The 26,425-nt window shown below is 61.2% G+C and carries 27 protein-coding genes; 9 read left to right on the forward strand and 18 right to left on the reverse strand.

Annotated elements, in window-relative coordinates; all coding sequences use genetic code 11:
* Positions 1 to 57 precede the first annotated feature (57 nt).
* On the forward strand, positions 58 to 1,194 hold the full coding sequence (locus tag SKTS_RS02545; RefSeq protein WP_173059870.1) for a PilT/PilU family type 4a pilus ATPase: 1,137 nt from the start codon (positions 58 to 60) through the stop codon (positions 1,192 to 1,194).
* 17 nt (positions 1,195 to 1,211) lie between these two features.
* A complete protein-coding gene (locus SKTS_RS02550; RefSeq protein ID WP_173059873.1) occupies positions 1,212 to 1,634 on the forward strand; it encodes a CZB domain-containing protein in 423 nt (140 codons plus the stop codon).
* A 9-nt stretch (positions 1,635 to 1,643) separates the two neighbouring features.
* Here SKTS_RS02550 and SKTS_RS02555 read toward each other — a convergent pair whose 3' ends face one another.
* Positions 1,644 to 2,807, reverse strand: a complete 1,164-nt coding sequence (locus SKTS_RS02555; RefSeq protein WP_173059876.1) for a THUMP domain-containing class I SAM-dependent RNA methyltransferase — start codon at positions 2,805 to 2,807, stop codon at positions 1,644 to 1,646.
* A 129-nt stretch (positions 2,808 to 2,936) separates the two neighbouring features.
* Between SKTS_RS02555 and SKTS_RS02560 the strand changes: the two genes are divergently transcribed.
* The gene (locus SKTS_RS02560; protein ID WP_173059879.1) at positions 2,937 to 4,589 is read left to right on the forward strand and encodes an AMP-dependent synthetase/ligase; all 1,653 of its coding nucleotides are present in this window, start codon (positions 2,937 to 2,939) and stop codon (positions 4,587 to 4,589) included.
* On the opposite strand, the gene SKTS_RS02565 is transcribed toward SKTS_RS02560, so the two are convergent.
* Complete coding sequence (locus SKTS_RS02565) at positions 4,586 to 4,996, reverse strand: CopD family protein (protein WP_173059882.1); 411 nt, start codon at positions 4,994 to 4,996, stop codon at positions 4,586 to 4,588. The two genes, SKTS_RS02560 and SKTS_RS02565, sit on opposite strands and share 4 nt — an antisense overlap.
* Before the next feature lie 89 nt (positions 4,997 to 5,085).
* Between SKTS_RS02565 and SKTS_RS02570 the strand changes: the two genes are divergently transcribed.
* Entirely contained in the window at positions 5,086 to 5,628 is a 543-nt protein-coding gene (locus SKTS_RS02570; RefSeq protein WP_173059885.1) for a TlpA family protein disulfide reductase, read from the forward strand.
* A 26-nt stretch (positions 5,629 to 5,654) separates the two neighbouring features.
* On the opposite strand, the gene SKTS_RS02575 is transcribed toward SKTS_RS02570, so the two are convergent.
* Genes SKTS_RS02575 through SKTS_RS02590 form a run of 4 tightly spaced genes read right to left on the reverse strand, consistent with a single transcriptional unit; the run spans position 5,655 to position 8,354 of the window.
* On the reverse strand, positions 5,655 to 6,194 hold the full coding sequence (locus tag SKTS_RS02575) for a DinB family protein (protein ID WP_173059888.1): 540 nt from the start codon (positions 6,192 to 6,194) through the stop codon (positions 5,655 to 5,657).
* Positions 6,191 to 6,697 carry a peroxiredoxin family protein gene (locus SKTS_RS02580; protein WP_173059891.1) on the reverse strand — a complete coding sequence of 169 codons (507 nt, stop codon included), beginning with the start codon at positions 6,695 to 6,697 and terminating at the stop codon, positions 6,191 to 6,193. The genes SKTS_RS02575 and SKTS_RS02580 overlap by 4 nt, the downstream gene beginning before the upstream one ends.
* On the reverse strand, positions 6,697 to 7,356 hold the full coding sequence (murU, locus tag SKTS_RS02585; protein ID WP_173068865.1) for an N-acetylmuramate alpha-1-phosphate uridylyltransferase MurU: 660 nt from the start codon (positions 7,354 to 7,356) through the stop codon (positions 6,697 to 6,699). Before murU ends, SKTS_RS02580 begins: the two co-directional genes overlap by 1 nt.
* Positions 7,357 to 7,361: 5 nt before the next feature.
* Positions 7,362 to 8,354: an aminoglycoside phosphotransferase family protein gene (locus SKTS_RS02590; protein ID WP_173059894.1), complete on the reverse strand. Its 993-nt coding sequence runs from the start codon at positions 8,352 to 8,354 to the stop codon at positions 7,362 to 7,364.
* A 71-nt stretch (positions 8,355 to 8,425) separates the two neighbouring features.
* Between SKTS_RS02590 and SKTS_RS02595 the strand changes: the two genes are divergently transcribed.
* The 5 genes from SKTS_RS02595 (at position 8,426) to SKTS_RS02615 (ending at position 15,651) form a co-directional block, all read left to right on the forward strand.
* On the forward strand, positions 8,426 to 10,654 hold the full coding sequence (locus tag SKTS_RS02595) for an LPS-assembly protein LptD (RefSeq protein WP_173059897.1): 2,229 nt from the start codon (positions 8,426 to 8,428) through the stop codon (positions 10,652 to 10,654).
* Positions 10,641 to 11,960 carry a peptidylprolyl isomerase gene (locus SKTS_RS02600; protein WP_173059900.1) on the forward strand — a complete coding sequence of 440 codons (1,320 nt, stop codon included), beginning with the start codon at positions 10,641 to 10,643 and terminating at the stop codon, positions 11,958 to 11,960. The genes SKTS_RS02595 and SKTS_RS02600 overlap by 14 nt, the downstream gene beginning before the upstream one ends.
* 87 nt (positions 11,961 to 12,047) lie before the next feature.
* Entirely contained in the window at positions 12,048 to 13,025 is a 978-nt protein-coding gene (gene pdxA, locus SKTS_RS02605) for a 4-hydroxythreonine-4-phosphate dehydrogenase PdxA (RefSeq protein ID WP_198420413.1), read from the forward strand.
* Positions 13,022 to 13,807, forward strand: coding sequence for a 16S rRNA (adenine(1518)-N(6)/adenine(1519)-N(6))-dimethyltransferase RsmA (rsmA, locus tag SKTS_RS02610; protein ID WP_173059906.1), 786 nt, complete (start codon positions 13,022 to 13,024; stop codon positions 13,805 to 13,807). Before pdxA ends, rsmA begins: the two co-directional genes overlap by 4 nt.
* A gap of 8 nt (positions 13,808 to 13,815) precedes the next feature.
* Positions 13,816 to 15,651: a sensor domain-containing protein gene (locus SKTS_RS02615; protein WP_173059909.1), complete on the forward strand. Its 1,836-nt coding sequence runs from the start codon at positions 13,816 to 13,818 to the stop codon at positions 15,649 to 15,651.
* On the opposite strand, the gene SKTS_RS02620 is transcribed toward SKTS_RS02615, so the two are convergent.
* The 12 genes from SKTS_RS02620 to lptM all read right to left on the reverse strand — a co-directional run bounded on the left by SKTS_RS02620 (position 15,638) and on the right by lptM (position 26,402).
* Positions 15,638 to 16,819, reverse strand: coding sequence for a methyl-accepting chemotaxis protein (locus SKTS_RS02620; protein WP_173059912.1), 1,182 nt, complete (start codon positions 16,817 to 16,819; stop codon positions 15,638 to 15,640). The genes SKTS_RS02615 and SKTS_RS02620 overlap by 14 nt on opposite strands.
* 13 nt (positions 16,820 to 16,832) lie before the next feature.
* Entirely contained in the window at positions 16,833 to 17,225 is a 393-nt protein-coding gene (gene gloA / locus SKTS_RS02625; protein ID WP_173059915.1) for a lactoylglutathione lyase, read from the reverse strand.
* 148 nt (positions 17,226 to 17,373) lie between these two features.
* Positions 17,374 to 18,078, reverse strand: coding sequence for a M48 family metallopeptidase (locus SKTS_RS02630; protein WP_173059918.1), 705 nt, complete (start codon positions 18,076 to 18,078; stop codon positions 17,374 to 17,376).
* Positions 18,056 to 18,802 (reverse strand): lysophospholipid acyltransferase family protein, encoded by a 747-nt coding sequence (locus SKTS_RS02635; protein WP_173068868.1) that lies wholly within the window; start codon positions 18,800 to 18,802, stop codon positions 18,056 to 18,058. Before SKTS_RS02635 ends, SKTS_RS02630 begins: the two co-directional genes overlap by 23 nt.
* The gene (gene gmhB / locus SKTS_RS02640; RefSeq protein WP_173059922.1) at positions 18,802 to 19,344 is read right to left on the reverse strand and encodes a D-glycero-beta-D-manno-heptose 1,7-bisphosphate 7-phosphatase; all 543 of its coding nucleotides are present in this window, start codon (positions 19,342 to 19,344) and stop codon (positions 18,802 to 18,804) included. The genes SKTS_RS02635 and gmhB overlap by 1 nt, the downstream gene beginning before the upstream one ends.
* Before the next feature lie 93 nt (positions 19,345 to 19,437).
* The gene (gene glyS / locus SKTS_RS02645) at positions 19,438 to 21,540 is read right to left on the reverse strand and encodes a glycine--tRNA ligase subunit beta (RefSeq protein ID WP_173068871.1); all 2,103 of its coding nucleotides are present in this window, start codon (positions 21,538 to 21,540) and stop codon (positions 19,438 to 19,440) included.
* 2 nt (positions 21,541 to 21,542) lie between these two features.
* Positions 21,543 to 22,460, reverse strand: coding sequence for a glycine--tRNA ligase subunit alpha (gene glyQ, locus SKTS_RS02650; RefSeq protein ID WP_173059925.1), 918 nt, complete (start codon positions 22,458 to 22,460; stop codon positions 21,543 to 21,545).
* 83 nt (positions 22,461 to 22,543) lie between these two features.
* Positions 22,544 to 23,119 carry a Tll0287-like domain-containing protein gene (locus tag SKTS_RS02655; RefSeq protein WP_173059928.1) on the reverse strand — a complete coding sequence of 192 codons (576 nt, stop codon included), beginning with the start codon at positions 23,117 to 23,119 and terminating at the stop codon, positions 22,544 to 22,546.
* A 71-nt stretch (positions 23,120 to 23,190) separates the two neighbouring features.
* A complete protein-coding gene (locus SKTS_RS02660; protein WP_173059931.1) occupies positions 23,191 to 23,484 on the reverse strand; it encodes a GIY-YIG nuclease family protein in 294 nt (97 codons plus the stop codon).
* Positions 23,481 to 24,941: an apolipoprotein N-acyltransferase gene (lnt, locus tag SKTS_RS02665; protein ID WP_173059934.1), complete on the reverse strand. Its 1,461-nt coding sequence runs from the start codon at positions 24,939 to 24,941 to the stop codon at positions 23,481 to 23,483. Before lnt ends, SKTS_RS02660 begins: the two co-directional genes overlap by 4 nt.
* Before the next feature lie 103 nt (positions 24,942 to 25,044).
* Positions 25,045 to 26,292: a diaminopimelate decarboxylase gene (gene lysA, locus SKTS_RS02670; RefSeq protein ID WP_198420414.1), complete on the reverse strand. Its 1,248-nt coding sequence runs from the start codon at positions 26,290 to 26,292 to the stop codon at positions 25,045 to 25,047.
* A complete protein-coding gene (gene lptM, locus SKTS_RS18785; protein WP_198420415.1) occupies positions 26,289 to 26,402 on the reverse strand; it encodes an LPS translocon maturation chaperone LptM in 114 nt (37 codons plus the stop codon). Before lptM ends, lysA begins: the two co-directional genes overlap by 4 nt.
* Between the last annotated feature and the right edge of the window lie 23 nt (positions 26,403 to 26,425).

A 26,425-nucleotide genomic window follows, 5' to 3' on the forward strand; every position in this document is an offset into this window, starting at 1 on the left:
ACGCATTTTGCGGATGCGGGTGAAGGCAGGGTAAGTCTCTAGCGAAGAGGAAACACCATGGAACGCGAACAAGCTCAGAAATTCATGCATGATCTGCTGCGGCTGATGATCAGCAAGAAAGGGTCGGACCTGTTCATTACCGCCGGCTTCCCGCCCGCCATCAAGGTGGATGGCAAGGTTACCCCGGTTTCCAATCAGACCCTTACGCCAGCCCATTCACAGGAACTGGCGATGGCGATCATGAACAGCAAGCAGGCGTCGGAGTTCGAAGCCACCAAGGAATGCAATTTCGCCATCAGCCCGCCGGATATCGGCCGTTTCCGCGTCAATGCCTTCGTCCAGCAGTCACGCGTCGGTCTGGTGCTGCGCACCATTACCGCCAAAATTCCCAAATTCGAAGACCTGGGCCTGCCGGAGGTGCTCAAGGACGTGGCCATGACCAAGCGCGGCCTGGTGGTATTCGTCGGCGGCACCGGTTCTGGCAAATCCACCTCGCTGGCGGCGATGGTCGGTTACCGCAACGAAAACAGCTTCGGCCACATCATTACCATCGAAGACCCGGTGGAGTACGTGCACGATCACAAGAATTGCATCGTCACCCAGCGTGACGTCGGGGTGGACACGGAGAACTGGTTCGCGGCGCTGAAAAACACGCTGCGTCAGGCGCCGGACGTGATCCTGATCGGCGAGATCCGCGACCGCGAAACCATGGATTACGCCATCGCCTTTGCCGAAACCGGTCACTTGTGTCTCTCCACGCTGCATGCCAACAGCACCAACCAGGCGCTGGACAGGATCATCAACTTCTTCCCCGAGGAGCGGCGCCAGCAACTGCTCATGGACCTTTCGCTTAACCTCAAGGCTTTCGTCTCGCAGCGCCTGATTCCCATGAAGGAAGGCAAGGGGCGGGCGGCAGCGATCGAGATCATGCTCAACTCGCCGCTGATTTCCGACCTGATCTTCAAGGGCGAGGTGCACGAGATTAAGGAAATCATATCCAAGTCGCGCGAACTGGGCATGCAGACCTTCGACCAGTCGCTGTTCGATCTGTATGAGGCCGGCATGATCTCCTATGAGGATGCGTTGCGCAACGCCGATTCGGTCAACGATCTGCGCCTCAAGATCAAGTTGCACGGTCAGGAATCCAAGGACAAGGATCTGATGTCCGGAATCGATCACCTCGGGATCGTATAAATATAGGGAGCTTTCATATGGGGCTGTTTGATAAGTTCAAGAAACCTGTTATTCAAGAAACCGTTCCCGACGATCTTGATTTCATGTCCGCCATCGAAGCGCATATCCGCTGGAAGGTCAGGCTGGAGACTTATATCAACGGTGAAAGCAAGGAGCAACTGGATGCCGCAGTGGTGGGGCGCGACGACCAGTGCGCCCTGGGCAAGTGGATACATGGGCCGGGAGGCATGAAATACGGCGACCTGCCCTTGTTTCAGGGGCTGCGGGAAACCCACGCCGGTTTTCATCAATGCGCGGCCCAGGTGATCCAGAGCGTCGATCAGGGCGACCAGGAGAAGGCGGTCGAAATATTGACCCGCGGCTGCTACGCCAAGTACTCCAACAAGGCGAAAGCCGAGCTGGCCCGCCTTTCCATGGAAATCGGTTCGCTTCCTGAGTAACTCAATAACTCAGATTTCCGGCGCGGGCTTCTCGCGCCGCATGCCGCCCGCCACCATCTTGTATTCGAACAGACGGCACTCCAGCGGCCCGTTGAACAGCGGGATCCGCCGCGAGGCGGAAAGCCGGATCAATTTGGCCAGGCGGAAATCGCCGGTGAAGAAGTAAGCCCGCCAGCCGCTGAATTTCTGCTTGAGCAGGTGGCCGAGTTCGGGGTAAAGCGCAGCCAGTTCCTCCTGTTCGCCGATCCGAACGCCGTAGGGCGGGTTGGTCACCAGCACGCCTTCGGTTGCGGGGGCGGGCACTTCCAGCACATTGCACTGTTTCAGCTGCACCGCTTCCAGCAGCCCGGCTGCCTCTAGGTTCTCCCGCGCCACCTTCAGCGAATCGCCGTATTTGTCGCTGCCGTAAATGTTGCAGAATTGCATGGGCTTGCGCCGTGCCGCGGCCGCTGCGCGCAGGTCTTCCCAAGTCTTGCTCTTGAAGTTGAGCAGTTTGCTGAAGGCAAACTCGCGTCCCAGGCCGGGCGGGATGTCGAGCGCCATTTGCGCGGCTTCCATGAGGAAAGTACCGCTTCCGCACATCGGGTCGAGCAGGGCTTCTCCCGGTTTCCAGCCGGAAAGGTGGAGTATTCCCGCGGCGAGGTTTTCCCGCAACGGCGCTTCCACCGTTGCCCGGCGCAGCCCGCGCTTGAACAGCGCTTCGCCCGAGGTGTCGAGGTACAGGGCGAAGGTGTCCTGCTCGAGGAAGGCGTGGATGCGGATGTCCGGCAGATGCGTGTCGACGCTGGGGCGCTCGCCGCCGAGGTTGCGGAACTTGTCGCATACCGCATCCTTGATCTTGAGCGTGATGAAATCCAGGCTTTGCAGCGGACAGCGTTTTGCGCTTACCTTGACCATGATGGTGCGGCCGACATCGAACCAGTCGAGCCACGGCAGGGCATATGCGGTCTTGTATATGTCCTCCTCGCGGCGGTAGTGGCTGCCCCCGACGCGCCACAGCACGCGGCTGGCGACGCGGTTTTCGAGGTTGATGCGGTAGCACAGTTCGAACGGTCCGCTGAAACCGACGCCGCCATCGGTCGCTTGCAATGCGCTTGCGCCGAGCGCTTGCAGTTCGGCGGCAAGTGGGACTTCCAGGCCGCGCGGGCAAGGGGCGAAAAAGTTTTCAGGCATGATGCGAAAATCTGGTGATGGGGAAGGCGGAAATATACACTACTAGTAGCCATCAGTTATCAGCTATCAGCTGTCAGTTAGAGCTGGATGGAAGCTGATGGCTGACACCTGACAGCTGAAAGCTATTTCATGACCAATCTCGCTCAACTGCTCGCACAACATCTTTCCGCTCCGGAGCGGGTCCTCTATAGCCAGTTCGTGGACGGCGAGTGGCGCGATTATTCGGTACTCGATGTCGTCCGCCTAGCCGCGCGCTGGCAACAGGCCTTGCGCCGCGATGGGCTGCAGGCGGGGGAGCGGGTGGCGATCTGTCTGAGGAACAGCGTGAACTGGGTGGCGGTCGATATGGCGGCACTGGGCCTCGGTCTGGTGGTGGTGCCGCTGTATGTCGATGACAACCCGGAAAACATCGCCTGGTGCCTGCAGAATTCCGGCGCCCGGCTGGTGGTGATGGAAAATTCCCGTCAGCGCGCAGCGTTGCAGGCCGCAATGCAAGCTCCATCGTCTGCCTTGCCGCGCATCATTTGCCTGCAGGACGGGCCCGGCGCGTGCGATCTGGCAGACTGGCTGCCGGCTGACGCGGCGGCTTTCGAGGTCCGGCCGCTTGAGCCCGGCACGCTGGCTACCATCGTCTACACCTCCGGCACTTCCGGTCGCCCCAAGGGCGTGATGCTGTCCCACCGCAACATCCTCGCCAATGTGGCGGCTTCCAGCGACGTGGTGCGCTTGCGCGGCGCCGACAGCCTGCTTTCGGTGCTGCCCCTGTCGCACATGTTCGAGCGTACTTGCGGCTACTATCTGCCGCTCTCGGTCGGGATCAAGGTGGCCTATGCGCGGGGTATCCAGCAAATCGCCGAGGATCTCGCCTTCCACCGGCCGACCGTGCTGATCGCGGTGCCGCGCGTGTTCGAACGCTTCCTCGCGCGGCTGGAAAAAACCCTGGCGCAGAATGCGTTGAAACGCGTTTTGTTTCGCCTCACCGTCCATCTTGGCTGGCGTCGCTTCAAGCGCCAGGCCACGCTGGCGGAACGCGGGCTCTACCGGCTGCTGCAGCGCTTCGTCGCCGCGCCGATTCTCGAACGGCTGGGCGGCCGCCTGTGCCTTGCGGTGGTGGGCGGCGCCAAGGTGGAGTTGCGTATCGCCCGCACTTTCATCGGTCTTGGGCTCAACCTGATCCAGGGCTACGGACTGACCGAGGCCGCGCCGGTGGTGGCCGCGAACCGCGAGGAGGACAATGACCCTGCCACCGTCGGCGCGCCGCTCAAGGGTATCGAAACCCGCATCAACGAAGCCGGGGAGCTGCTGGTGCGCGGTCCCTCCGTGATGCTCGGGTATTGGCAGAACCCGGAGGCCAGCGCAGCGGTGATGGATACCGAAGGCTGGCTCAATACCGGCGACCTGGCCGCGTTCAGCGCGGGCAAGATTGTCATTCGGGGGCGCAGCAAGGACGTCCTGATCTTGTCCAGCGGTGAGAAAGCGCCGCCGCAGGACATCGAAATCGCGATTCTCGACGATCCCGTTTTCGAACAGGCGATGCTGCTCGGGGAGGGCAAGGCTTTTTTCTCCTTGCTGGCCGTCACCGCCGAGACTGACGACAAGATGCTGGTGCGGCGCGCCAATGCGCAGCTCAAGTCTTTCCCGCGCTATATCCGGGTGCGCCGCGTGATTCCGTTAAGCGAGCCGTGGACGGTGGAGAACGGATTGCTTACGCCGACCCAGAAGGTCAAGCGCGAGGCTGTGCTGGAGCGTTTCGGTGCGTTGATTGAAGAGGTTTACCGTTAGAACGGCTTGACCACCACCAGGATCACCACGGCGACCAGGATCAGCACCGGCAGTTCGTTCATCCAGCGGTAGAACACATGGCCGTGACGGTTGCGGCCGTTCCTGAAGTCCGCCACGATCCTGCCGCAGTAGAGGTGGTAGGCGGCAAGCAGGGTTACCAGTACCAGCTTGACGTGCAGCCAGCCGCCGCTGAAGCCGTAACCGAGCCACAGCCAGATGCCGAACACCAGCGCCAGCACGCCCAGCGGCGTCATGAAGCGGTACAGCTTGTGCTCCATCAGCGTGAGGCGTTCCACCGTGGCCGGGTCGTCCACCATGGCGTGGTTCACGAACAGGCGCGGCAGGTAGAACAGGCCGGCGAACCAGCTGACGACGAAGATGATGTGGAACGCTTTGATCCAGAGCATGGGTGGAAACAACCATGAGGTAAGATGGCCGAGAATTATACGCGGTACTTTTCGCCCATGATGCAATACTCTGAAAGGACTTACTGAGGATGGCTTTGCCGCAGCGATTGCGCGAATGGTTTTCGTGGAAAAGGTGGCGCCCCGACGTGTGGACGCTGTTGCTTGTTGGTGCCATCGCCTATGTCTGGTTTCGCCCGCCCGCCTGGATCAGCGAGGAATGGCGGGATGCGCCCAAGCTGCAGGTAACCCTGTTCGACGGTCGCCGGGTGGATCTGGAACAGCTGCGCGGCAAGGTGGTGCTGGTGAATTTCTGGGCAACCTGGTGTCCTTATTGCAGGCATGAAATGCCGGCGATGGAGTCGTTCTACCGCGATTACCAGGGAAAGGGATTTGAAATGCTTGCCTTGAGTCAGGACGACGATATCGGCAAGGTGGCGGCGTTCATGGCCAAGGAGGCTTACCATTTTCCCGTGGCCATGGAACCGGCGGGTGTCGCGGCAGCGTTTGGCGGGGTAAGCCGGCTGCCGACTTCATTCGTGATCGACAAGCAGGGCAGGATCAGGAAAAAGATCAGCGGCCAGGTTTACTACGCCCGTCTCAAGGACTTGGTCGAACCCTTGCTGGCGGAGTAGTCCAGGGCGTGTTACACGCCCTGGTGCTAGTGGGCGCGCAAGTGCTCCAGGTTTTTTTCCATTTCCGCCTTGTAGAAGATGTAGTCCATTTCCGGTACCGGCGCGCCCAGGCGCACGGCAACCGATGTGACCTGGCCGCGCAGATGGGCGGCGTGGGTCATGATGTGGGTGAGCGCATCGCGTACCCAAATCTGGCGCGGCTGGTTGTCGGTGTCGAAATAGCCGATCTGTTCGTCGAAAAACGCTTCCGGCTGGGCTTCCAGCCAGCGCTGGGCTTCGCGGAATTCCAGGCGCAGCACGTTCTTGAGCTCCTTCCAGTCTGCCATGAACAGCTCTTCGCGCCCCACGCTCTGGTTATCCTGCTTGAGGCGCGTCATCCAGTTGCGGGTTGCTACCAGAATGTGATTCACGGTCTTGTGGATATTCTCGAAGATCATGCCCTGGTGGCTTTGCCGTGCATCCTCGTCGAGCACATCCAGCGCGGCGAACAGCGTGTCGTTGGCCCAATGCTGGTAATCTGCCTGGTAGACGAAATGTTTTTTCAGTGTCGTCATCGTGGTCGTCATGATGTGGCCCCTCCCAATTGTTGTTCCAGCAGTGTTTTCAGCTGGGCGAAATCGAGTTCGCCGATCGTCTGCTGGATGATGTGTCCCTTGCGGTCGATCACGAACGAAGTCGGCGTCAGCTTCACCTGGCTGAACGCCTCGGCCGCCTTTCCGGTCGTGTCCAGCGCGATGGTGAACGGCAGGTTACGCTGCTGGGCGTAGTTGCGCACATATTCGGGCGGGTCGTAATTCATCGCTACCGCCACTACCTCCAAACCGCGCGGCTGATATTTGCGGTAGATGTCCGCCAGCGCCGGCATTTCACTGACACAACCCGGGCAGCTGGTGGCCCAGAAATTCACCAGCACCACCTTGCCACGCAGGCTGTCGAGAGCCATCTGCTTGCCATCCAGAGTGGTGAGATCGACATTAGGCGCAATCGGTTTTTGCGTAAGAGTGAGCGCTAACCACGACACCAGTGCCAATATGCTTATGGCAATTAAAACATGCTTTCTGGCTGGCATCAATTTTCCTTTAATTTCTCGTTCAACTCGGCCAGGCGCTGCGGCGTGCCGACGTCTGCCCAATAACCGGTGTGGTGCATGCCGCCCACTGTGCCGCGATCCATCGCCGCGCGCAACAGCGGCGCGAGCGGGGCTTTGGTTCCCCGGTCGATGGCGGCAAAGAACTCCGCCCGATAGACGCCGATGCCGCTGAAAGTCAGCATGGCTGGGCCTTGTGAGCGGACGATGTCGCGATCCAGAAAAAAATCCCCCTTGGGGTGTTGGGGCGGGTTGTCCACCAGCACCAGGAAAGTGGAGTGTTTTTTTGCGGCATCGTTCAGCCGGGTGAAATCGAAGTCGCAAAATATGTCGCCGTTCACCACCACGAAAGGCTCGTCGCCGAGCAGCGGCAGGGCATTGGCGATGCCGCCGGCGGTCTCCAGCGCTTCAGCTTCGGGTGAATAGTGGATGCTTACTCCGAAACGGCTTCCGTCTCCCAGACAGGCTTCGATCTGCGCGCCGAGGTGGGCGTGGTTGATCACCAGTTCTCGTATCCCGGCATGTGCCAGATTTTCGATGTGCCACACGATCAGCGGTTTGCCGCCCACTTGAAGCAGAGGCTTGGGAACGCTATCGGTGAGCGGACGCATGCGCTCGCCGCGCCCGGCGGCGAGGACCATGGCCTTCAAAAGCTGTATCCCGCTGCCGCCTGCCTGTTTTCCAGTTCGTCCAGCAGCCGCAACAGTGGCGTCAGAGCGATGTATCGTTCGCAGGCCTTGCGCAAGTAAGCCATCACTAACGGTATGTCCTTGAGGTAGCCGTCCTTGCCGTCTCGGTGATAGAGGCGGGCGAAAATTCCCAGCACCTTGATGTGGCGCTGCACGCCCATCCATTCGAAATCGCGGTAGAACTCGTAGAAGTCTGCATTGACCGGCAGTCCGGCTTTTCTCGCCTGTTCCCAGTAGCGGATGCACCAGTCCAGCACACGTTCCTCTTCCCAGGTGATGTAGGCGTCCTTGAACAGGGAGGCGAGATCGTAAGTGATGGGGCCGTAAACCGCGTCCTGGAAATCCAGAACGCCGGGGTTGGGCGATGCCGCCATCAGGTTGCGCGAGTGGTAATCGCGATGGACATAGACTTTCGGCTGGGACAGGTTGTTCAGGGCAATCAGGGCGAAGGTGCGTTGCAGGGTCTCGCGCTGGGAGTCGCTCAAGGTGGCTTGTAGATGCTTGTTTATATACCAATCGGGCAGCAGGTTCATTTCGCGCTGCAGCAACGCTTCGTCATAGGGCGGCAGGGTGTCCGGACGGCTGGCAAGCTGAATCTTGATCAGGGCGTCGATCGCATCGCGGTAAAGCGCATCGGCGCTGCCTTCGTCGAGCACCTGCAGGTATGTGGTATGGCCGAGGTCGGACAGGAGCAGAAAGCCCTGCTGTAAATCCTGCGCCACGATTTTTGGCACATGTGCGCCAGCCGCGTCGAACAGTTGTGCGACGTGGATAAATGGGCGGCAGTCCTCCTGCTCGGGCGGGGCGTCCATGACGATATGCGTGCCTTCGTCGGCTGCGACGCGGAAATAGCGGCGGAAGCTGGCATCCGCCGAAGCCGGTTCGACTGTCCATCCCCCATCGGGAAACTGCCCGTGCAGCCAGTCATGCATCAGTTCAATACGGTCCACTGCGATCGCGCCTCATTGCTTAATTCGTGAAATTGTGCGATTTTAGCATCTATATAAGCACTCCAATAACAATGCGCCCGCTCCCTCTCACTCTTGCCGTCTTTGTCCTGTTAGCCCTGCCATTCGATCTCTACGCCGAAGACGACACACTGGAGTTGCGCCCGCAGACCTCGCTGATCAACGTTTTCCCCGCCGACGAGCAGACGCCGATTTTTCTCGATGCCGATCGCATGTCAGGCCATCGCAATGCTGAAATACAGGCCGATGGCGAGTGCGTGTTGCGCAAACGGGGGCAGTTAATCGACGCCGATCACCTGATCTACAACCAGCCGGAAGACGAGGTGCATGCGCTGGGAAATGTGCGCATCGAGCAGAACGGCAACGTGACGACCGGCCCGGAACTCAAGATGAAGCTCGAGACGCAGCAAGGTTTTATGCGCGAACCGGTCTATCTCTTGCAGCAGCCGGTCGCACACGGCGTCGGAGAGAACCTGGAGTTTCTCGGAAAGAACCGGCAACGCCTCACGCGTGGCACTTATACCACTTGTGCCGAGGGCAATAACGACTGGTTTCTTCGCGTAGGGGAACTGGAGCTTGACCGCACTACCCAAACCGGCACGGCTTACAATGCCAGCATCTATTTCAAGGGCGTGCCGTTTCTGTATACGCCGTGGCTTAATTTTCCGCTGACTGACGAGCGCAAATCGGGTTTCCTGACACCTTCCTTCGGTACCAGCGGCAATAGCGGTGCCGAATTTTCCCTGCCCTATTATTGGAATATCGCTCCCGAACAGGATGCCACCATCACGCCGCGAATTCTGGCGCGGCGAGGGCTGCAGTTGAAAGGTGAATATCGCTATCTGAACCCGATGTATTCCGGTCAAAGTCGCGCCGAATTGCTGCCCAACGATAGTCTTGCCGGCCAAAGCCGCTATGCTCTGTCGCTGCTCCACATGCAGAATTTTGGCGCGGGCTGGGCGGGCAGTCTGAATGTTCAGAAAGCATCGGACGACAATTATTTTCGTGACCTGACCACTACCCTGGCCAGCACTTCGCAAGTCAACCTGCCGCGCGATGCGATGCTGAGCTATAACGGTCACGGCTTGAGTTTTCTGGGTCGAATGCTGAGTTATCAGACGCTGCAGGATCCGCTGGCGCCGGTGGGCAAGCCCTACAGTCTGGCGCCGCAACTGCTGGTTAACGGCCTGTGGCGTAATTTTCCCGCCGTGGATCTGGGGCTGACCGGCGAGTGGGTGGACTTCCGCCACACGACACTGGTCAATGGCAAGCGCCTGACCTTTTACCCTAATGTAAGCATGCCCCTGCAGCAAAGCTTTGCTTATATCACCCCCAAGCTGGGCATGCATATGACCCGCTACGTGCTGGGCGACAACAATGTTGCCGTCCTGCCGGATGCGACGCGCACGCTGCCTATCTTCAGCGTCGACAGCGGACTCTTTCTCGAACGCGATGTGCAGTTGCGCAACCACGAATTCATCCAGACGCTGGAGCCACGGCTGTATTACCTTTATGTGCCCTACCGCGATCAAAGCCGGCTCCCCATTTTCGATACCGGCCTGGCGGATTTCAATTATGCCCAGATGTTCAGCGAGAACCAGTTCGTCGGCGGCGACCGCATCAACGATGCGAACCAGGTTACTGCAGCCCTGACTTCGCGCTTGCTCGACCCGGATAATGGGCAGGAATGGATACGTGCGGCCATCGGGCAGCGCTATTATTTCAAGGAGCAGCAAGTCACGCTGGACGGCAGTGCCGGCCGGACCGACAAGTCATCCGACATCCTGGCGGCTTTCAGCGGCCGGGTGGCGCCATTCTGGAACGTCGACACCGGCGTTCAGTACAACACCGGTCAGCAGCAATTCCAGAAAACCGGCGTAGGCGTTCGCTACCAGCCGGCAGTAGGCAAGGTGCTCAACCTGGGTTACCGTTTTACCCGAGATATGCTCAATCCGATCAAGCAGCTGGATATTTCCGCTCAATGGCCCCTGCGCGGACGCTGGCAAGGGGTGGGGCGGTGGAATTACTCATTACAGGACCGCATTATTCTGGAGGGGCTGGCCGGGCTTGAATATAATGGCGGTTGCTGGGCGGCGCGGGTGGTGATGCATCGCCTGGCTACAGCGACAGCACAAACCAGCAACTCGATTTTCTTCCAGCTGGAATTGTTCGGCATGGGAAAAATCGGCGCCGATCCATTGGATATCCTGAAACGGAACATTTCCGGCTATGCACCAACTCTTAAACCTTCCACACCGGCTACAACTTATGACCAGTTCTAAATCAAAACTGCTTTCCTTTTTTCTGGCGGCTTCCCTGTTGAGCCTAACGCACCTGTCCAGCGCGGAAACAAAGCCGGCACGCGCGGTCGCACTGGACCGCATCGTTGCGGTGGTGAACAGCGATGTCATTACCCAGCTCGAACTTGACGAGCGTCTGCATACGGTGATTCAGCAGCTGCAAAAACAGGGTACGCCGATGCCTCCCCGCGATTTGCTGGAGAAACAGCTGCTGGAACGCATGATCATGGACCGCCTGCAACTGCAGTTTGCCCAGGAAACCGGCGTGAAAATTGATGAGGTTCAGCTCGACAAGACTTTGCAGCGCATCGCCCAGGAAAACAAGCTCAGCCCGGAACAGTTCCGTGCCGCACTGGAAAAGGACGGCGTGAATTTTAGCAAGTTCCGCGAGGACATCCGCAACGAGATCATCATGGCGCGATTGCGCGAGCGGGAAGTCGACAACCGCGTGACCGTGAGCGACGGCGAGGTGGACAACTACCTCAACACCCGTGGCGCGGTGGCGGGGGGGGGCGGAGAGTACAGCCTGGCACACATCCTGGTGCGGGTGCCGGAACAGGCGAGCCCCGAACAGTTGCAGAAATTGAAGTCGCGCGCCCTTAAAGCGCTGGAAGAAGTGCAGGCCGGCAAGGACTTTCGCCAAATTGCCGCAAGTTATTCCGATGCGCCGGACGCGCTCGAAGGCGGCGTGCTGGGATGGCGCACGGCCGGGCAATTGCCGGCGCTGTTCGTCGAGGCACTCAACAACCTCAAGCCGGGAGAGACCAGCCAGGTGCTGCGCAGCCCGAACGGCTTCCATATCCTGAAATTGCTGGACAAGCGCGGCAAGGAAACGCCATTCGTGGTGCAGCAAACCCATGTTCGCCATATCCTGATCAAGGTGAACGAGGTGGTGTCGGAGCAGGACGCCAGGAACCGTGCCCTGCAACTCAAGGAACGGCTCGACAATGGCGCGAAATTCGAGGAGTTGGCGCGTCTGCACTCGGAGGACGGGTCCGCGAGCCGGGGAGGGGATCTGGGCTGGATATCGCCCGGCGATACGGTGCCTGAATTCGAGAAAGCCATGGATGCCCTGAAACCGGGTCAATTCTCCGATCCGGTGCGTTCCCCTTTCGGCTGGCACCTGATCGAGGTGCTTGAGCGTCGCAGCCAGGATGTGAGCAAGGAGCGCACGCGCATGCAGGCGCGCCAGGAAATTCGCGTGCGCAAGGCCGACGAGGCCTATCAGGAATGGCTGCGCCAGCTGCGCGACCGTGCTTACGTCGAGTACCGGATGGATGATAAATGAGGGCGGGAATGACCGGATTCCAGGATGATTCTGTCTTGTAAGTTATCTCTAATTTTTTAAGTGTATTGAGCGATCCGGACCTTGTCCTTGAGTATACCCATTATTGCGCTTAGCGCCGGTGAACCCGCCGGCATAGGTCCCGACCTGTGCGTGCTGCTCGCCCAGCAGGCCTACCCGGCGCGCGTGATCGTGCTGGCGGACAAAACCCTGCTGGCCGCGCGCGCCAAGGCGCTCAAGCTGCCGCTGGCAATCATGGACTATGCGCCATTGGCCGATCAGCCCGCACCACTGGGGGCGCTGGAAGTCATGCATATTCCCCTGGTAGCTCCGGTTCAGCCCGGCAAGCTAGATGTCGCCAATAGCCGCTATGTTCTCGATACCTTGCGGTGCGCGGTTGACGGTTGCCTGAACGGCACTTTCGATGCCTTGGTGACCGCACCGGTGCACAAGGGCGTGATCAACGATGCAGGTATTCATTTTACCGGCCATACCGAATTTCTCGCCGAACAGACCGCAACGCCGCGGGTGGTGATGATGCTGGTAGGGGGCGGCATGCGCGTTGCCCTGGCGACCACCCATTTGCCGCTGAAAGACGTGCCTGCCGCCATTACCCGCGAAAGCTTGAGCGAAGTGATCCGCATTCTGCACCGCGATCTCGTTTCCCGCTTCGCCATTTCTCATCCGCGCATCCTGGTGGCAGGGCTCAATCCTCATGCCGGAGAGGGCGGCCACCTCGGGCGCGAAGAAATCGAGGTGATCTCGCCGGTGCTGGATGCTTTGCGTGCCCAGGGCATGGATTTGCGCGGACCGCTGCCTGCGGATACCCTGTTTACGCCGCGCATGCTGGCCGAATGCGACTGCGTGCTGGCCATGTATCACGATCAGGGCTTGCCGGTGCTCAAACACGCCAGTTTCGGCGGCGGGGTCAATGTGACCCTGGGCCTGCCCATCATCCGCACTTCCGTGGATCATGGCACGGCGCTCGACCTGGCGGGCGGCGGTGGCGCCGAGCCGGGCAGCCTGCTGGCGGCGCTGGACCTGGCTTGTGCCATGGTGCGGCGATGAGGCATATCCCGCGTAAACGGTTCGGCCAGCACTTCCTCACCAATCGTCAGGTTATCGCCGATATCGTCACGGTCATTCGTCCGCTGCCTGACGATCTGATGGTGGAGATCGGCCCCGGCCTGGGAGCGATCACCAAACCCTTGCTCCAGACATTGCGCCACCTGCATGTGGTCGAGCTCGACCGCGATATCGTCACGCGCCTGCACCGGGAATACGATCCGGCGCGCCTTACCGTGCACGCCTGCGACGCCCTCAAATTCGATTTCGGCAGTCTGGGCAGCCCGCTACGAGTGGTCGGAAACCTGCCCTATAATATTTCGACGCCCTTGTTATTTCACCTCGCCGGCTTTTCCCCGCTGATCGATGACATGCACTTCATGCTGCAGCTGGAAGTGGTCGAACGCATGGTGGCGGCACCTTCTACGTCTGCCTACGGCAGGTTGTCGGTCATGCTACAATATTCCTTCATCATGGAAAATCTCTTGCACGTGCCGCCTCAGGCATTCTCGCCGCCTCCCAAGGTTGAGTCCGCAGTGGTGCGCATGCTGCCATGGCGCGAGCGCCCTTTCCGGGCGCAAGACGAAGAACTGCTGGCGAAGATAGTGGCCGCAGCGTTCTCCATGCGTCGCAAGACCCTGCGCAATACCCTCCATGCGTATCTCAAGGATCCGGATTTCGAGCACCTCGAGATCGATCCCGGTTTGCGGGCGGAAAACATCGGCGTGGAGGATTTTGTGCGCATCGCCAATTACTGCCACGCCGCCAGCCCAGACCAGGAATAGGCGCAAACATGGCCCAGGCATTGCCGGATAGTCAGGAATATCAGGCTAAGCCAAACGAGGCCTCACTCTATTCGCGTTATCTGGACGCCCTGGGCCATGCGACCAACCTGCTGCTGGAGGCCTCTGGCGAGGAAAATCGGGCCGAAGTGCTGCATCGTCTGGCGGAAGCCGCGCGGGTCAATCATTGCGCCTTGTATCTCAACGAGCAGTGCGCCGCCGGCCAGCTAAAGGCCAGACTGTGCTCGTACTGGTTCGCCAGCGAGCAACTGAGCCATCTTCCCGACTGTCTGGATTATGACGATTATCCCCTGCTCAGCGACACGCTGCATATCGGTATGGTTTTTACCAAAAATCTGGTTGAATTGCCGCGCGCTGAATTCAGCCTTTTCAATGGGATAAGTGTTGCCAGCGTGGTGTGCATTCCCCTTTTGGTCGGCGGCGAGATGGCAGGGTTTCTGGGATTTTTCGCTCAGCGCGAAAAACACGACTGGCTGCCGATGGAAATCGACATCCTGTGCGTGGCGGCCAATAATTTCGCCGCGACCCTGGCACGGCAACGCATCGAAAACAGCCTGCGCGCCAGCGAGTCGCGCTTGCGGGTGCTGGTGGGGGCCACCGAGGATATCGTTATCGAATTCGATGCTGTCGGCACGATTCATAATGTCTGGTCCAGTCACAGCCAGTTGCCGCCCGCCAGTTCTGCCGCTCATACCGTGTCATCGGCGTTGCCGGCGGATATGGCGCATGCGCTCATGGAAGCGGCGCCCCGCGTGCTGAGCAGCGGCAGGAGCGAGACCGTCGATTTCGCGCTGGTGGACGACCTGGGCGACCAGTATTTTACCGGCAGGCTGCAAACGGTTCCCGCCGAAGGCGGACACGGCCTGCACCTGGTGGCGCTGATCCACGATGTAACATTGCAGATGCAGGCGGAAGCGCGACGCCAGGCCATGCTCGACACCCTGGATTTGCTGGAAGAAGCGATCATAGACATGACGCCCCAAGGCAAGCTGACTAGTGTCAGCGCCGGCTGGGGGAAGCTGCGCGGCGACCAGAAAGCGGTGCGCACTATGGCAGACCAGTCATTGTTCCAATTCGTGCACCCGGAAGACCATACCATTGTCAGCACCAGCCTGAAGCAACTGGAGTCGGGGCAGGAACGCAACACTACCTTGCGTTTCCGCCTGCAAGACGAAAGTGGAGATCATCTGTGGGTGGAAGCGCGCTTGCTGGCGTATCGCTCTCCTCAGGGGAGCGTTACCAGTATGCGCGGGATACTGCGTGACGTGACCGCAGCCTATCTGGAGCAGAAACGTATCACCCGGCTGGCGTTGCATGATCCGCTCACCGAGTTGCCGAACCGGATTCTGCTACAGGATCACCTGCAGCAGGCCATCGTTCGCGCCCAGCGCAATGGGACCAAAGTGGCCCTGGGCTTTATCGACCTCGACCGCTTCAAGCAAATCAACGACACCCTCGGGCATCACGCAGGGGACGTCGTGCTGCGCACCTTGAGCCAGCGGCTGCTGTCCGTGATGCGCGAGACGGACACGCTCAGCCGCTGGGGCGGTGACGAGTTCGTGGCCTTGCTGCCGGACGCAGCGCATGACCGGGATATCCGCATGGTTGCCATGCGCCTGATGGAGGCCGGGCGACTGCCCATCGAAGTGGGCGGACAAGAGGTTCAGCCCACCTTGAGCATCGGCTTTGCCGTCTACCCGGACAATGCGAGCAGCGCCGAGGAGCTGATGGCCGCTGCCGACGACACCATGTTCCATGCCAAGCACAACGGCCGCAACAATGTGCAGTTCTACCAGAGCCTGAGCGTGGATTTCAACGCAATTTGAATTGCTTGAGGACGCCGTCGAGTTTGGCGGACAGCTTCGCCAGTTCGCCCACGGCCTGTTCGCTGGAAATGGTGTCCAGCGAGGCTTCATGTACCATATGGCTGATTTCGTCCACATGGTGGCGTACGCCGGAAACCATCTTGTTCTGAGATTCGGCACTGGTGGCGATGCGTTCGATCATTTCAGACACCTTTTCCACGCTGCCTACGATCTCCTGCAACGCACGCCCCGCCTCGGTAGCCTTTTCCACCCCGCCGCGCACCTGCTCGGTGCCGCTTTGCATGGTGGATATCGCGTTGCGCGTTTCCTGTTGCACGCTCTGGATCATTTCGCTGATTTCCTTGGTGGCCTGCGCAGTTTTTTCCGCCAATTTGCGTACTTCGTCTGCCACCACCGCGAATCCGCGCCCCTGCTCACCGGCGCGGGCAGCCTCGATCGCCGCGTTGAGGGCGAGCAAGTTGGTCTGTTCGGCAATGCCGTTGATGACCGCCACGATTGCGCCGATTTCGTCCGACTTGCGCCCCAGGCTATCCACCGCTGAGGAGCCCAGCGTGACCGACTCGTTGATCTGGCGCATGCCCTGGATGGTTTCCTGAACGATCCTGCCGCCCGATTTTGCCAGGTCGGATGCGTTGCGTGCCGCTTCCGATACCTGGCCGGCGCTGCCGGAAATTTGCGCCACCGTATCCGAAAGCGTCTCGGTGCTGGAGTTGATGCTGGCCACGGTCTGATGTTGCGCGTCAAAGCGGCTGCGTACCCCGCTCATCAGTTCCTGGATGGTGTTTGCATCGTGGTTTACGGAGCCGCTCATGCTGGCCACTTCGCCGATCAGGTCGCGCAGGTTGCTGGCCATCTTGTTGAAACTGACGACAATCTCGCCGATCGTATCGTCGCTTTCCATGGCGCAGTGGTGGCTGATGTCCTTGTCGCTGATCGCTGTGGCGACCTGCGAAATGCGCCGCAGCTTGGACAGCAGCACCCAGCTTACCAGCCAGTAATTGGCCAGTCCGAGAGTGACGCCCGCTGCCAGCGCACCAGCACAGAACCACACCAGCATGCCGGGTTTCCATTCGACGAAGATGTTGGCAAAGAGCGGAAATACCGCGCCCATCACCACGCCAAGCGCAAGGAACGACAACAGGAGATTGCGCAGAATGCTTGGTTTCATGGTTTTTCCCTTGTTATTGGCGCGAGCCGCGCTGAATGAATTCGATCTGGTACCCGTCCGGGTCCACGACGAAAGCGATAATGGTTGAACCGTGCTTCATCTTGCCCGCTTCCAGCGTCACCTTGCCGCCGCGTTTTTTGACTTCCGCGCAGGCATGTGCGGCGTCCTCCACCTCGATGGCGATATGGCCGAAGCCATTGCCGATATCGTAGGATGAGGTATCCCAGTTGTGGGTCAGCTCGATCGCGGCATGCTCGCTTTCGTCGCCGTACCCCACGAAAGCCAGGGTAAAGCGCCCCTCGGGATAGTCCTTGCGCCGCAACAAGCGCATGCCGAGGACCTCGGTATAAAAAGCGATGGATCTTTCCAGGTCCGCGACACGGATCATGGTATGCAGCAAACGCATAACGCTCCCTTTCATTCGCTCGGTAAAGTTATATTTTTACAATCACTTATTGCCGCATCATAGCGCGCTTGGCGCACGGAAAAAACCCCCGCGCGAACAAGGCGAAAATTAGGCGCACATTCGGCAGGTTTCAAAAATGGGTTCCAAGTCAAAAACGGTGGTAATGGGCGGCGTGTTCTCTGAGCAAAGTGCGTAGCGCGGTATAGTCCGGGCATAACTGGGCCACGATTTTCCAGAACGATGGCGAATGGTTCAGTTCGATCAGATGGGCCAGCTCGTGGACGACCACATAGTCGATTACCGCAGGCGGGGCCTTGATCAGACGCCAGTTGAGGCGGATGTTGCCGCCGCTGGTACAGCTTCCCCAGCGCGTCCGGGCGCTGCTCAAACCGAGCCGCGACACGCTGACGTCCAGCTGGCGCGCATAAAATTCGACCCGATGCTGAAAGAATGTCAGGGCCTCGCGGCGGTACCACTGCACGACGCGGGTTTGGAGCGCACTGGTGTCGGTCGGATCAGGTAGTGCGACGCGCAACTGTCCGTCGCCAAGGGCAGGGCGCGCGCGGGGCGTGCCGCGCTCCACCAGCAGTTCGATCGGGCCGCCGAGGAACGGCAGCAGCTCGCCGTCGCGCCAGCTGATGTCCGGAATGCTGCGGGCACGCATTTCTTCCAGCTTGTCCAGCACCCAGCCCGATTTTTCACGTAGTACCGTTTCCCAGGCCCGTTGCGGGGCGCGCGTGGGCACGCTTACAGTCAGCCCCGACTGGTCTATTCTGAGCCCGATGGTACGGCGGCGCGGGCTGCGCCGCAGCAGGTAGGGAACTTCCTCATCACCGAGGCGTATGCGGTGCAAGCGGCCCACCTTCGTAGTCGCGCGCGATGCGCTGCATTTCTTCCTCGATCCACACCTCTACTTCGGCGTTGAGTGCGCCCGCTTTCATGCCCGCCGTATGTATCGGCTTGCCGATGCTGAGGGTGATGGTGCCGGGATACTTGAGAAACGCGTTCTTGCCCCAGAATTCCCCGGCATTATGCGCCACCGGCAGCACCGTCGCCCCGTTGTGTGCGGCCATGAAAGCGCCACCGATGTTGTATTTTCCCTGCGTTCCCGGCTTTACCCGCGTGCCTTCGGGGAATACCGCCACCCAGAAGCCCTGTGCCAGCCGCTCCTTGCCCTGCTCGGTGATTTGTTTCAGGGCCTCCTTGCCGGCGGCGCGGTCGATCGCGATCGGACTGGTCATGGCCAGTCCCCAGCCGAAGAACGGGATTCTCAGGAGTTCGCGCTTCATGACCCAGACCACCGGCGGGAAGATGCACTGGAAGGCCAGTGTTTCCCATGCCGACTGGTGCTTGGCGAGGATGACAACGGGCGTGGCGGGAATGTTTTCTGTGCCGATCACACGGTAGCTCAGGCCGCATATCACCCTGGCCCACCACAGCATGATTTTTGCCCAGGCCGCGATGATGCGGGAGCGCGTCAGCGGGTGGAAGGGAAAGGTCAGCAGCGCGATGACCGAGAAGATTGGGGTGAGCAGCAGCATGCCCAGGGCGTACAGGAAGGAGCGCAGCCACACCATCATGCGATAGGGGAGGTCAGGTGGCGCACCGCTTCGGCCAAATCCGCGAACACCAGGGTCCCTTCCGGCAGGCCGCCGGCTTCGAGCGTTTTTTCCCCTTTGCCGGTGCGTACCAGAACCGGCATGGCGCCCATGGAGACCGCCGCCTGAAGGTCGCGCAGGGAATCGCCGATGGCAGGCACGCCCTTCAGGTCCATGTTGAAGCGCCGGCTGATTTCCTCGAACATGCCGGGCTTGGGTTTGCGGCAATCGCACTTGGAGTCCGCCGCATGGGGGCAGAAAAACAGCGCGTCGATGCGTCCGCCGACCTGGGCCAGCGCCTTGTGCATCTTGTCGTGGATGGCGTTGAGCGTGGCCATGTCGAACAGGCCGCGCCCGATGCCCGACTGGTTGGTGGCAAGCACTACCCGGTAGCCCGCCTGGTTGAGCCTGGCGATGGCTTCCAGGCTGCCGGGAATGGGTTTCCACTCTTCCGGGCTCTTGATGAACTGGTCGGAATCGACGTTGATGACGCCGTCGCGGTCGAGAATGATTAGCTTCATGATTTTTCGGTGAGGCGTGAGGCGTGAGGGGTGAGGGGTAAAGCCACCGCACACCGCTTTTGCTCCTCACTCCTCACTCTTCACTCCTTACTGTCAAGCTGCAAGCTTGGATATGTCGGCCACCTGGTTCATCAGGTCGCCTAGGGATTTGAGCAATGCGAGACGGTTGTTGCGGATCAGCGGTTCGTCCGCCATCACCATCACGCCGTCGAAGAAGCTGTCCACCGCCTGGCGCGCGCCGGCCAGACGGGTCAGGGCGCCGGTGTAATCCTCGTTCTGCAGCAAAGATGTGACCTGGGGCGCGAGGCGGCTCACCACCTCGAACAGGTCGCGCTCCGCTGTTTCCTGCAGCAGCGCCGGATCGGCGTCGCCGCTCGGGGGCGCGGTTTTCTTCAGGATGTTCTGGATGCGCTTGTTGGCAGCGGCAAGCGCGGCGGCTTCCGGCAGCTTCCGGAACTCGCGCACTGCGTCCAGGCGCGGCGTGACCAGGTCGATGCGGGTGGGATTCTGGCTGACCACCGCTTCGATTTCATCGGGATCGAAGCCTTTGTCGCGCAGATAATTTTTCAGACGTTCCAGCATGAATCCGTGCACGTCCTGCACCACGCTGTCGGCGATGATTTCCGCCGGGAACTGCCCCTTGGCCAGGTTCAGCAGGGACACCAGGTCCAGCGGCAGCTGCGCCTCGATCAGCATGCGCAGCACGCCCAGGGCGTGGCGGCGCAGGCCGAAGGGGTCCTTGTCGCCGGTGGGCACGAGGCCGATGCCGTAGATACCCACCAGGGTGTCGAGCTTGTCCGCCAGGGCGGCCGCTGCGGCGATATTGTCCTGCGGCAGCGCATCGCCGGCGAAGCGCGGCCAGTAGTGCTGCTCCACGGCGCGCGCCACGGCCTCGGGTTCGCCGTCGTGAGCGGCGTAGTAGCGGCCCATGATGCCCTGCAGCTCGGGGAATTCGCCCACCATGTCGGTGATCAGATCGGCCTTGGCGAGGTAGCCGCCGCGCTCCGCCTGAGCGGCGTCGGCCCCGAGGTGGCGCGCGATTTCACCGGCCAGCTTGGCGAGGCGCTGCGCCCGCTCCATCTGGCTGCCCAGCTTGTTGTGATACACCACGTTGGCGAGCTTGGCGACGCGGGATTCCAGCGATTTCTTGCGGTCCTGGTCGAAGAAGAACTTGGCGTCGGCGAGGCGCGGACGCACCACCCGCTCGTTGCCGCCGATGACTGCGGATGGATCGGCGGGGCGGATGTTGGACACGATCAGGAAGCGGTTGGTCAGCTTGCCCGTGTTGTCCAGCAGGGGGAAATATTTCTGGTTGGCCTTCATGGTGAGGATCAGGCATTCCTGCGGGACGTCCAGGAAGCCTTCCTCGAATTGGCCGACCAGCACGTTGGGGCGTTCCACCAGCGCGGTTACTTCGTCCAGCAGGGCGTCGTCCTCGATCGGCGTTACGCCGCCGATTTTTGCGGCGGCTTCTTGAAGCTGGCGGGCGATGTCGGCGCGGCGTTCTTCAAAGCTGGCGATGACCGCGCCTTCGCTCGCCATCTGCATGGCGTAGCTGTCGGCATCCCTGAGTGAGATGGAGGCGGTGGCGGCCTCGAAGCGGTGGCCGCGGGTTTCGCGCCCGGCGGCGAGACCGAGCGCGGACACCGGAATTACGTCCGCGCCGTGCAAGGCGATCAGGGCGTGGGCCGGGCGCACGAAATTGACGGTGCTCCAGCCATCGGCTAACTGGTAGCTCATCACCTTGGGGATGGGCAGTTTTGCCAGCGCATCTTCCAGCGCGAGTTGCAGGCCATTGACGAGCGTTGCACCCCGCACTTCGGTGTCGAAGAACAGGGCCTCTGCCTTGCCTTCGCCCTCGCGCTTGAGGCGGGGCAGGATGGATGCGTCCAGCCCCATGGCCGCCAGGCGTTTCTGCAATGCCTGGGTGGCCTCGCCGTTGGCATCCAGCCCGATGCTCACCGGCATCAGTTTATGCGATACCGGCTTGTCCGCTGCCTGCGCGGCGACATGCGTGACATGTGCGGCGAGGCGGCGCGGCGAGGCGTAGGGCGTGACGACCGAGTTTTCGCCCGCCAATCCATGAGCCTTGAGGGATTCGAACAGGTTGGCGGAGAATGCCTCGCCCAGTTTCCTGAGAGCCTTGGGCGGCAGTTCCTCGACGAATAATTCAACCAGCAGATTCTTCGTGTCCATATTCATGCCGCCTTCTTTTCAATCTGCGCCAGGACTTCGGCGGCCCAATCCTGCGGCGCCATCGGGAAGCCGAGGCGGGCGCGGCTGTCGAGGTAGCCCTGGGCGACGCTGCGCGCCAGGTTGCGGATGCGGCCGATGTAGGCGGCGCGCTCGGTGACGGAGATGGCGCCGCGCGCGTCCAGCAGGTTGAAGGAGTGGCCGGCCTTGAGCAGCTGTTCGTAGGCGGGCAGCGCCAGTTGCTGTTCCATCAGGTGTTTGGCTTGCTTCTCGTGGGCGTTGAAGGCGGTGAGCATGAACTCCACGTCGCTGTGTTCGAAATTGTAGGTCGACTGCTCCACCTCGTTCTGGTGGTAGACGTCGCGGTAAGTGAGTCCTTCCGTCCAGGTCAGGTCGAACACGTTGTCGACCCCTTGCAGGTACATGGCCAGACGCTCCAGGCCGTAGGTGATCTCGCCGGTGATGGGCTTGCAGTCGATGCCGCCGACCTGCTGGAAGTAGGTGAACTGGGTCACTTCCATGCCGTTCAGCCACACTTCCCAGCCCAGACCCCAGGCGCCGAGGGTGGGGTTTTCCCAGTCGTCTTCGACGAAGCGGATGTCGTTGCTCTTGAGGTCGAAACCGAGCGCTTCCAGCGATCCGAGATAGAGTTCGAGGATGTTTTCCGGGGCCGGTTTCAGGACCACCTGGTACTGGTAGTAGTGCTGCAGGCGGTTGGGGTTCTCGCCGTAGCGGCCGTCCTTGGGGCGGCGCGAGGGCTGGACGTAGGCGGCCTTCCAGGGCTCGGGGCCGATGGCGCGCAGGAAGGTGGCCGTGTGACTGGTGCCGGCGCCGACTTCCATGTCGTAGGGCTGAAGCAAGGCGCAACCGCGTTCGGCCCAGTAGCGCTGGAGCGTGAGAATAATGTCCTGGAAAGTCAGCATGAAGGCAGGGAATCGCTAAAAAGCGCTGATTTTACTGCATTTCCGGGGTGCCGGGAATGGGGCGGGAGCCCGCCCCACGGGAATTACAGCGGACGTTTGATGCTGAAGGCGCCGCGCAGCTGGCCCAGGGTGTAACCGTTAGCCTTGTCGTGCGGATAGCCGGCGGCCAGCGCATCCCTGACAGGCTGGGCGCGAACTTCGTCCGTGCCGTGGCATTTGAGGCAGACGTCCTGCAGCGGAATCGCCTTCATGTAGCGGAAATACTTGCCCTGCGGCTCGGTGACGATTTCCGCATAATCCATGTTGGCGGGATTTTCCTTTTCGAGGCGCTGCTCGAAATCGGCCAGCACTTTCTGCTCCCAGGCGTCCGGCGTACCCAGCAGCGGGTTGCGCACTTTCTGCGACACGCGGCTCACCTTCCAGCCGTTCTTGCGCGAGAGCTCGGAAGCGATGGTGGGTGCAGCGTCGCGGCAAACCGCGATGGCCGCGACCGGGCCGCGCGCTTCCATCTCGGTTTTCAGCACGCCGCTCAACTGGGTGGCAAATTCCTTCACCACCTTGCGGGCTTCATCCTGGTATTTGGCCATCTCGTCGCCGGCCAGGGCGGGGTGTGCGACGGAAGCGGAAAACAGTGCGGCGATCAGAAAACGCAGTTTCATGGGTGATGCTCCAAAACGAATGAGGGGGAATGGCGGTCAGCCGGCGAATCGGGCGACCCGCGGCAAGGCGCTTATTGTATTTCCGTTTCAGGCGCAGGAAACGGCCTGCGGCAATTTGTCGCACCCTCCGCGGCCAGCGCCAGTTTGCTGGCGCGCTTGAGTTTCTTGAGCGCTGCTTCGCGCTTCGAGGCGGCGGAGCGGTCGGGATGCGCCTCGGTGTAAACCAGCCGGACCGGCAGGCGGGCGCGCGTGTATTTCGACGCCGTCCCGTCGTTATGCGCGGCCACGCGCTTGTCGAGGTCGTTGGTGATGCCGGTGTAGAGGCTGCCGTCGGCGCATTCCAGCAGGTAGCAGTGCCAGCTCATTGGCGGAATTTGCGCGCCATTGCCAGCAGCAGCGCAAGCAACAGCAGGAGTGGGAGATTGCCGAAGCGGACGTAGGGCGTGGCGCCCGCGAAGCCCTGGGCGCTGCCTTCCAGCACGGTGGCGGTGAAAACCGGCGCGAGCTGCGTCACCTGCCCGCGCTGGTCGATGATCGCCGTCACGCCGGTATTGGTGGCGCGCAGCATGAAGCGCCCGGTTTCCAGCGCGCGCATCTGGGCGATCTGCAGATGCTGCCAGGGGCCCAGGGAATGGCCGAACCAGGCGTCGTTGGTGAGGTTGGCGAGGATGGTGGCGCGCGGCAACTGGCGGATGATTTCTTCGCCGAACACGTCTTCGTAGCAGATGTCCACGGCCAGATGCTGATTCGCCACCGCCATCGGCTGCTGCACCTGCGCGCCGCGCGCGAAGTCGGCGAGCGGAATGTGCAAAATAGTCAGCACCCAGTCGAGGGCGGAACGCAGCGGCAGAAATTCGCCGAAAGGCACCAGGTGGTACTTGCGGTAAACCTGGGTCGGCGCGGAACCGTAGCTGAATGCGCTGTTGAAATACTTGCCTGCCTCTATTTCCTCGGGGATGCCTACCACTACGTCCCCGCCGCGGCTTTGCGCCAGTTGCGCCAGTTGCTCCAGGTAGGCGGGCGGCACGTCGCCGAGGAACATCGGCAGCGCGGTTTCCGGCAGCACGACCAGTTTCCCCTGGCTGGCGGCGGACAGGCGGGCGTAGGACTCAAGGGTGTGGCGCGCTTTTTCCGGGCGCCACTTCAGCTCCTGCGCGATGTTGCCCTGCACCAGGGAAACGGCGACCGGCATACCGACCGGCTGGACCCATTGCACTTGCTTGAGGGCTAGCCCGCTGCCGGCCAGCAACGCCAGGATAACGAGGGCGTGGCGGCGCTGTCGCTGCTGCGCCAGCAATGCCAGCGCGCCAGCACCGACCGCCAGCGCCAACGAAACGCCATAGACGCCGAGAACGGGCGCGAAGCCCGCCAGCGGGCTGATGGGTACTTGCGAATAGCCCATTGCCAGCCACGGGAAACCGGTCAGCACCCAGCCGCGCAACCATTCGCTCAGCCCCCATAACGCGGGCATCAGCAGCAGCAAACGCATGGTGCGCGAAACGCGCCAGCGGCCCTGCAGGAAGCCGGCAACTGCGGGGAATATGGCCAGCACCGCGCAGAACAGGGCGGTTGCGGTCAGGGCCAGGGCCAGGGGCATGCCGCCGAAGTCGTGCAGGCTGACATAAACCCAGCTCACCCCGGCGCCGAAAAATCCCAGGCCGAAGGTGAAGCCGTCCAGTGCGGCGCGCCGCGGCGAGGCCGAGTTTGCCCACAGGTGGAACAGGCCGGCCAGCGCGAGAAGCGGCAGAGGGAAAAAATAGAACGGCGCGAAGCCGAACACTGCCAGAACGCCGAGTGACGGGGCTATCAGGAGTTTGAGCAAACTTGATCCTTAGAACGGCATGTTAACCACGGAGATCACAAAGAAAAAAAGAGTGCTACCCAAGACTTCGAATTTTTCCGTGTCCTCCGTGGTTAATCGCTTTTTAATCAGGGAGTTTTCGTTCCCCGGCGAACAGCGCGGCGACCTGCTCGCGTTCGCGCACCAGGTAGGTCTTGTCGCCATCCACCATGACTTCCGCGACGCGTGGGCGGGTGTTGTAATTGGAGCTCATGCTCATGCCGTAGGCGCCGGCGGACATGATGGCCAGCAAATCGCCTTCTTCCAGCGCGAGCTGGCGGTCATGGCCGAGAAAGTCGCCGCTTTCGCACACCGGGCCGACGACTTCATAGCTTTGCTGCACGCCGGCTCCGGGGCGTACCGCCTGGATGTCGTGGAAGGCGTCATAGAGGGCGGGGCGTGCCAGGTCGTTCATGGCGGCGTCGACGATGGCGAAATTCTTGCTCTCGCCGTGCTTGAGATACTCCACCTTGGTGAGCAGGAGGCCGGCATTGCCCACCAGGGCGCGGCCGGGTTCGATGATGATTTTGTGCGGGCGGGCGGCAAGCTTGTCCAGCAAGGTCCGGACGTATTCCGCGGCGGGCGGCGGCGTTTCGTCCTGGTAGCGGATGCCGACGCCGCCGCCGAGGTCGAGGTGGTGCAGCGTGATGCCGTCGCGCTCCAGTCGGTCGACCAGTTCCAGGACCTTGTCCAGGGCGTCGGCGAAAGGCGAAAGTTCGGTGATCTGGGAACCGATATGGCAGTCGATGCCCTGGATGGAGATATGGGGCAACTCGCTGGCCAGGCGGTAGATGCGCGGGGCGTCGTCGTAGGCGACGCCGAACTTGTTGCCCTTGAGGCCGGTGGAAATGTAGGGGTGCGTCTTGGGGTCCACGTCGGGGTTGACGCGCAGGCTGACCGGCGCGCTTTTGCCCATGCTTCCGGCGACCTGGTTGAGGCGCAGCAGTTCGCCTTCCGATTCCACGTTGAAGCACAGGATGCCGGCTTCGAGCGCCTGGCGCATTTCATTCTCGCTCTTGCCCACGCCGGAAAACACCACTTTGCGCGGGTCGCCGCCGGCAGCCAGGACGCGTTGCAGTTCGCCGCCGGAAACCAGGTCGAACCCGGCGCCCAGCCGGGCGAACAGGTTGAGAATGGCGAGGTTGGGATTGGCTTTGACGGCGTAGCACACGAGATGCTCGCGCCCGGCGAAAGCAGTGTCGAAGCTGCGGTAAGCCTCGGTCAGCGCGGCGCGCGAATAAACGTAGCAGGGGGTGGCGTATTCCCGGGCGATGCGGCTGAGCGGCACGGACTCGGCGTGGAGTTCGCCGCTGATAGGTTGAAAGGTGTTCACTTGTGGTCCTGTTGCGAGGAGGCGGGTGGCGGCGGCAGGTAGAGCGGACCCTTGTGGCCGCAACCGGCGAGCAGCAGGGCGCACATAACTAGCATCAAAGCAGGCCGCATAGTATTCTTCCCGGATAATAAAG

Origin of the sequence: Sulfurimicrobium lacus (assembly GCF_011764585.1) — a bacterium.
In the GTDB taxonomy this organism is placed as follows: domain Bacteria; phylum Pseudomonadota; class Gammaproteobacteria; order Burkholderiales; family Sulfuricellaceae; genus Sulfurimicrobium; species Sulfurimicrobium lacus.

Bases quoted from the DNA above. Each gene is read 5' to 3' on its own strand.
- SKTS_RS02555 (WP_173059876.1), bottom strand. From the start codon at position 2,807: ATGCCTGAAAACTTTTTCGCCCCTTGCCCGCGCGGCCTGGAAGTCCCA.
- SKTS_RS02550 (WP_173059873.1), top strand. From the start codon at position 1,212: ATGGGGCTGTTTGATAAGTTCAAGAAACCTGTTATTCAAGAAACCGTT.
- SKTS_RS02595 (WP_173059897.1), top strand. From the start codon at position 8,426: ATGCGCCCGCTCCCTCTCACTCTTGCCGTCTTTGTCCTGTTAGCCCTG.
- SKTS_RS02545 (WP_173059870.1), top strand. From the start codon at position 58: ATGGAACGCGAACAAGCTCAGAAATTCATGCATGATCTGCTGCGGCTG.
- SKTS_RS02655 (WP_173059928.1), bottom strand. From the start codon at position 23,119: ATGAAACTGCGTTTTCTGATCGCCGCACTGTTTTCCGCTTCCGTCGCA.
- glyQ (WP_173059925.1), bottom strand. From the start codon at position 22,460: ATGCTGACTTTCCAGGACATTATTCTCACGCTCCAGCGCTACTGGGCC.
- lptM (WP_198420415.1), bottom strand. From the start codon at position 26,402: ATGCGGCCTGCTTTGATGCTAGTTATGTGCGCCCTGCTGCTCGCCGGT.
- SKTS_RS02565 (WP_173059882.1), bottom strand. From the start codon at position 4,996: ATGCTCTGGATCAAAGCGTTCCACATCATCTTCGTCGTCAGCTGGTTC.
- SKTS_RS02600 (WP_173059900.1), top strand. From the start codon at position 10,641: ATGACCAGTTCTAAATCAAAACTGCTTTCCTTTTTTCTGGCGGCTTCC.
- SKTS_RS02570 (WP_173059885.1), top strand. From the start codon at position 5,086: ATGGCTTTGCCGCAGCGATTGCGCGAATGGTTTTCGTGGAAAAGGTGG.
- glyS (WP_173068871.1), bottom strand. From the start codon at position 21,540: ATGGACACGAAGAATCTGCTGGTTGAATTATTCGTCGAGGAACTGCCG.
- rsmA (WP_173059906.1), top strand. From the start codon at position 13,022: ATGAGGCATATCCCGCGTAAACGGTTCGGCCAGCACTTCCTCACCAAT.
- SKTS_RS02635 (WP_173068868.1), bottom strand. From the start codon at position 18,802: ATGGTGTGGCTGCGCTCCTTCCTGTACGCCCTGGGCATGCTGCTGCTC.
- SKTS_RS02615 (WP_173059909.1), top strand. From the start codon at position 13,816: ATGGCCCAGGCATTGCCGGATAGTCAGGAATATCAGGCTAAGCCAAAC.
- SKTS_RS02575 (WP_173059888.1), bottom strand. From the start codon at position 6,194: ATGACGACCACGATGACGACACTGAAAAAACATTTCGTCTACCAGGCA.
- gloA (WP_173059915.1), bottom strand. From the start codon at position 17,225: ATGCGTTTGCTGCATACCATGATCCGTGTCGCGGACCTGGAAAGATCC.
- murU (WP_173068865.1), bottom strand. From the start codon at position 7,356: ATGGTCCTCGCCGCCGGGCGCGGCGAGCGCATGCGTCCGCTCACCGAT.
- gmhB (WP_173059922.1), bottom strand. From the start codon at position 19,344: ATGAAGCTAATCATTCTCGACCGCGACGGCGTCATCAACGTCGATTCC.
- SKTS_RS02660 (WP_173059931.1), bottom strand. From the start codon at position 23,484: ATGAGCTGGCACTGCTACCTGCTGGAATGCGCCGACGGCAGCCTCTAC.
- SKTS_RS02560 (WP_173059879.1), top strand. From the start codon at position 2,937: ATGACCAATCTCGCTCAACTGCTCGCACAACATCTTTCCGCTCCGGAG.
- SKTS_RS02620 (WP_173059912.1), bottom strand. From the start codon at position 16,819: ATGAAACCAAGCATTCTGCGCAATCTCCTGTTGTCGTTCCTTGCGCTT.
- SKTS_RS02580 (WP_173059891.1), bottom strand. From the start codon at position 6,697: ATGCCAGCCAGAAAGCATGTTTTAATTGCCATAAGCATATTGGCACTG.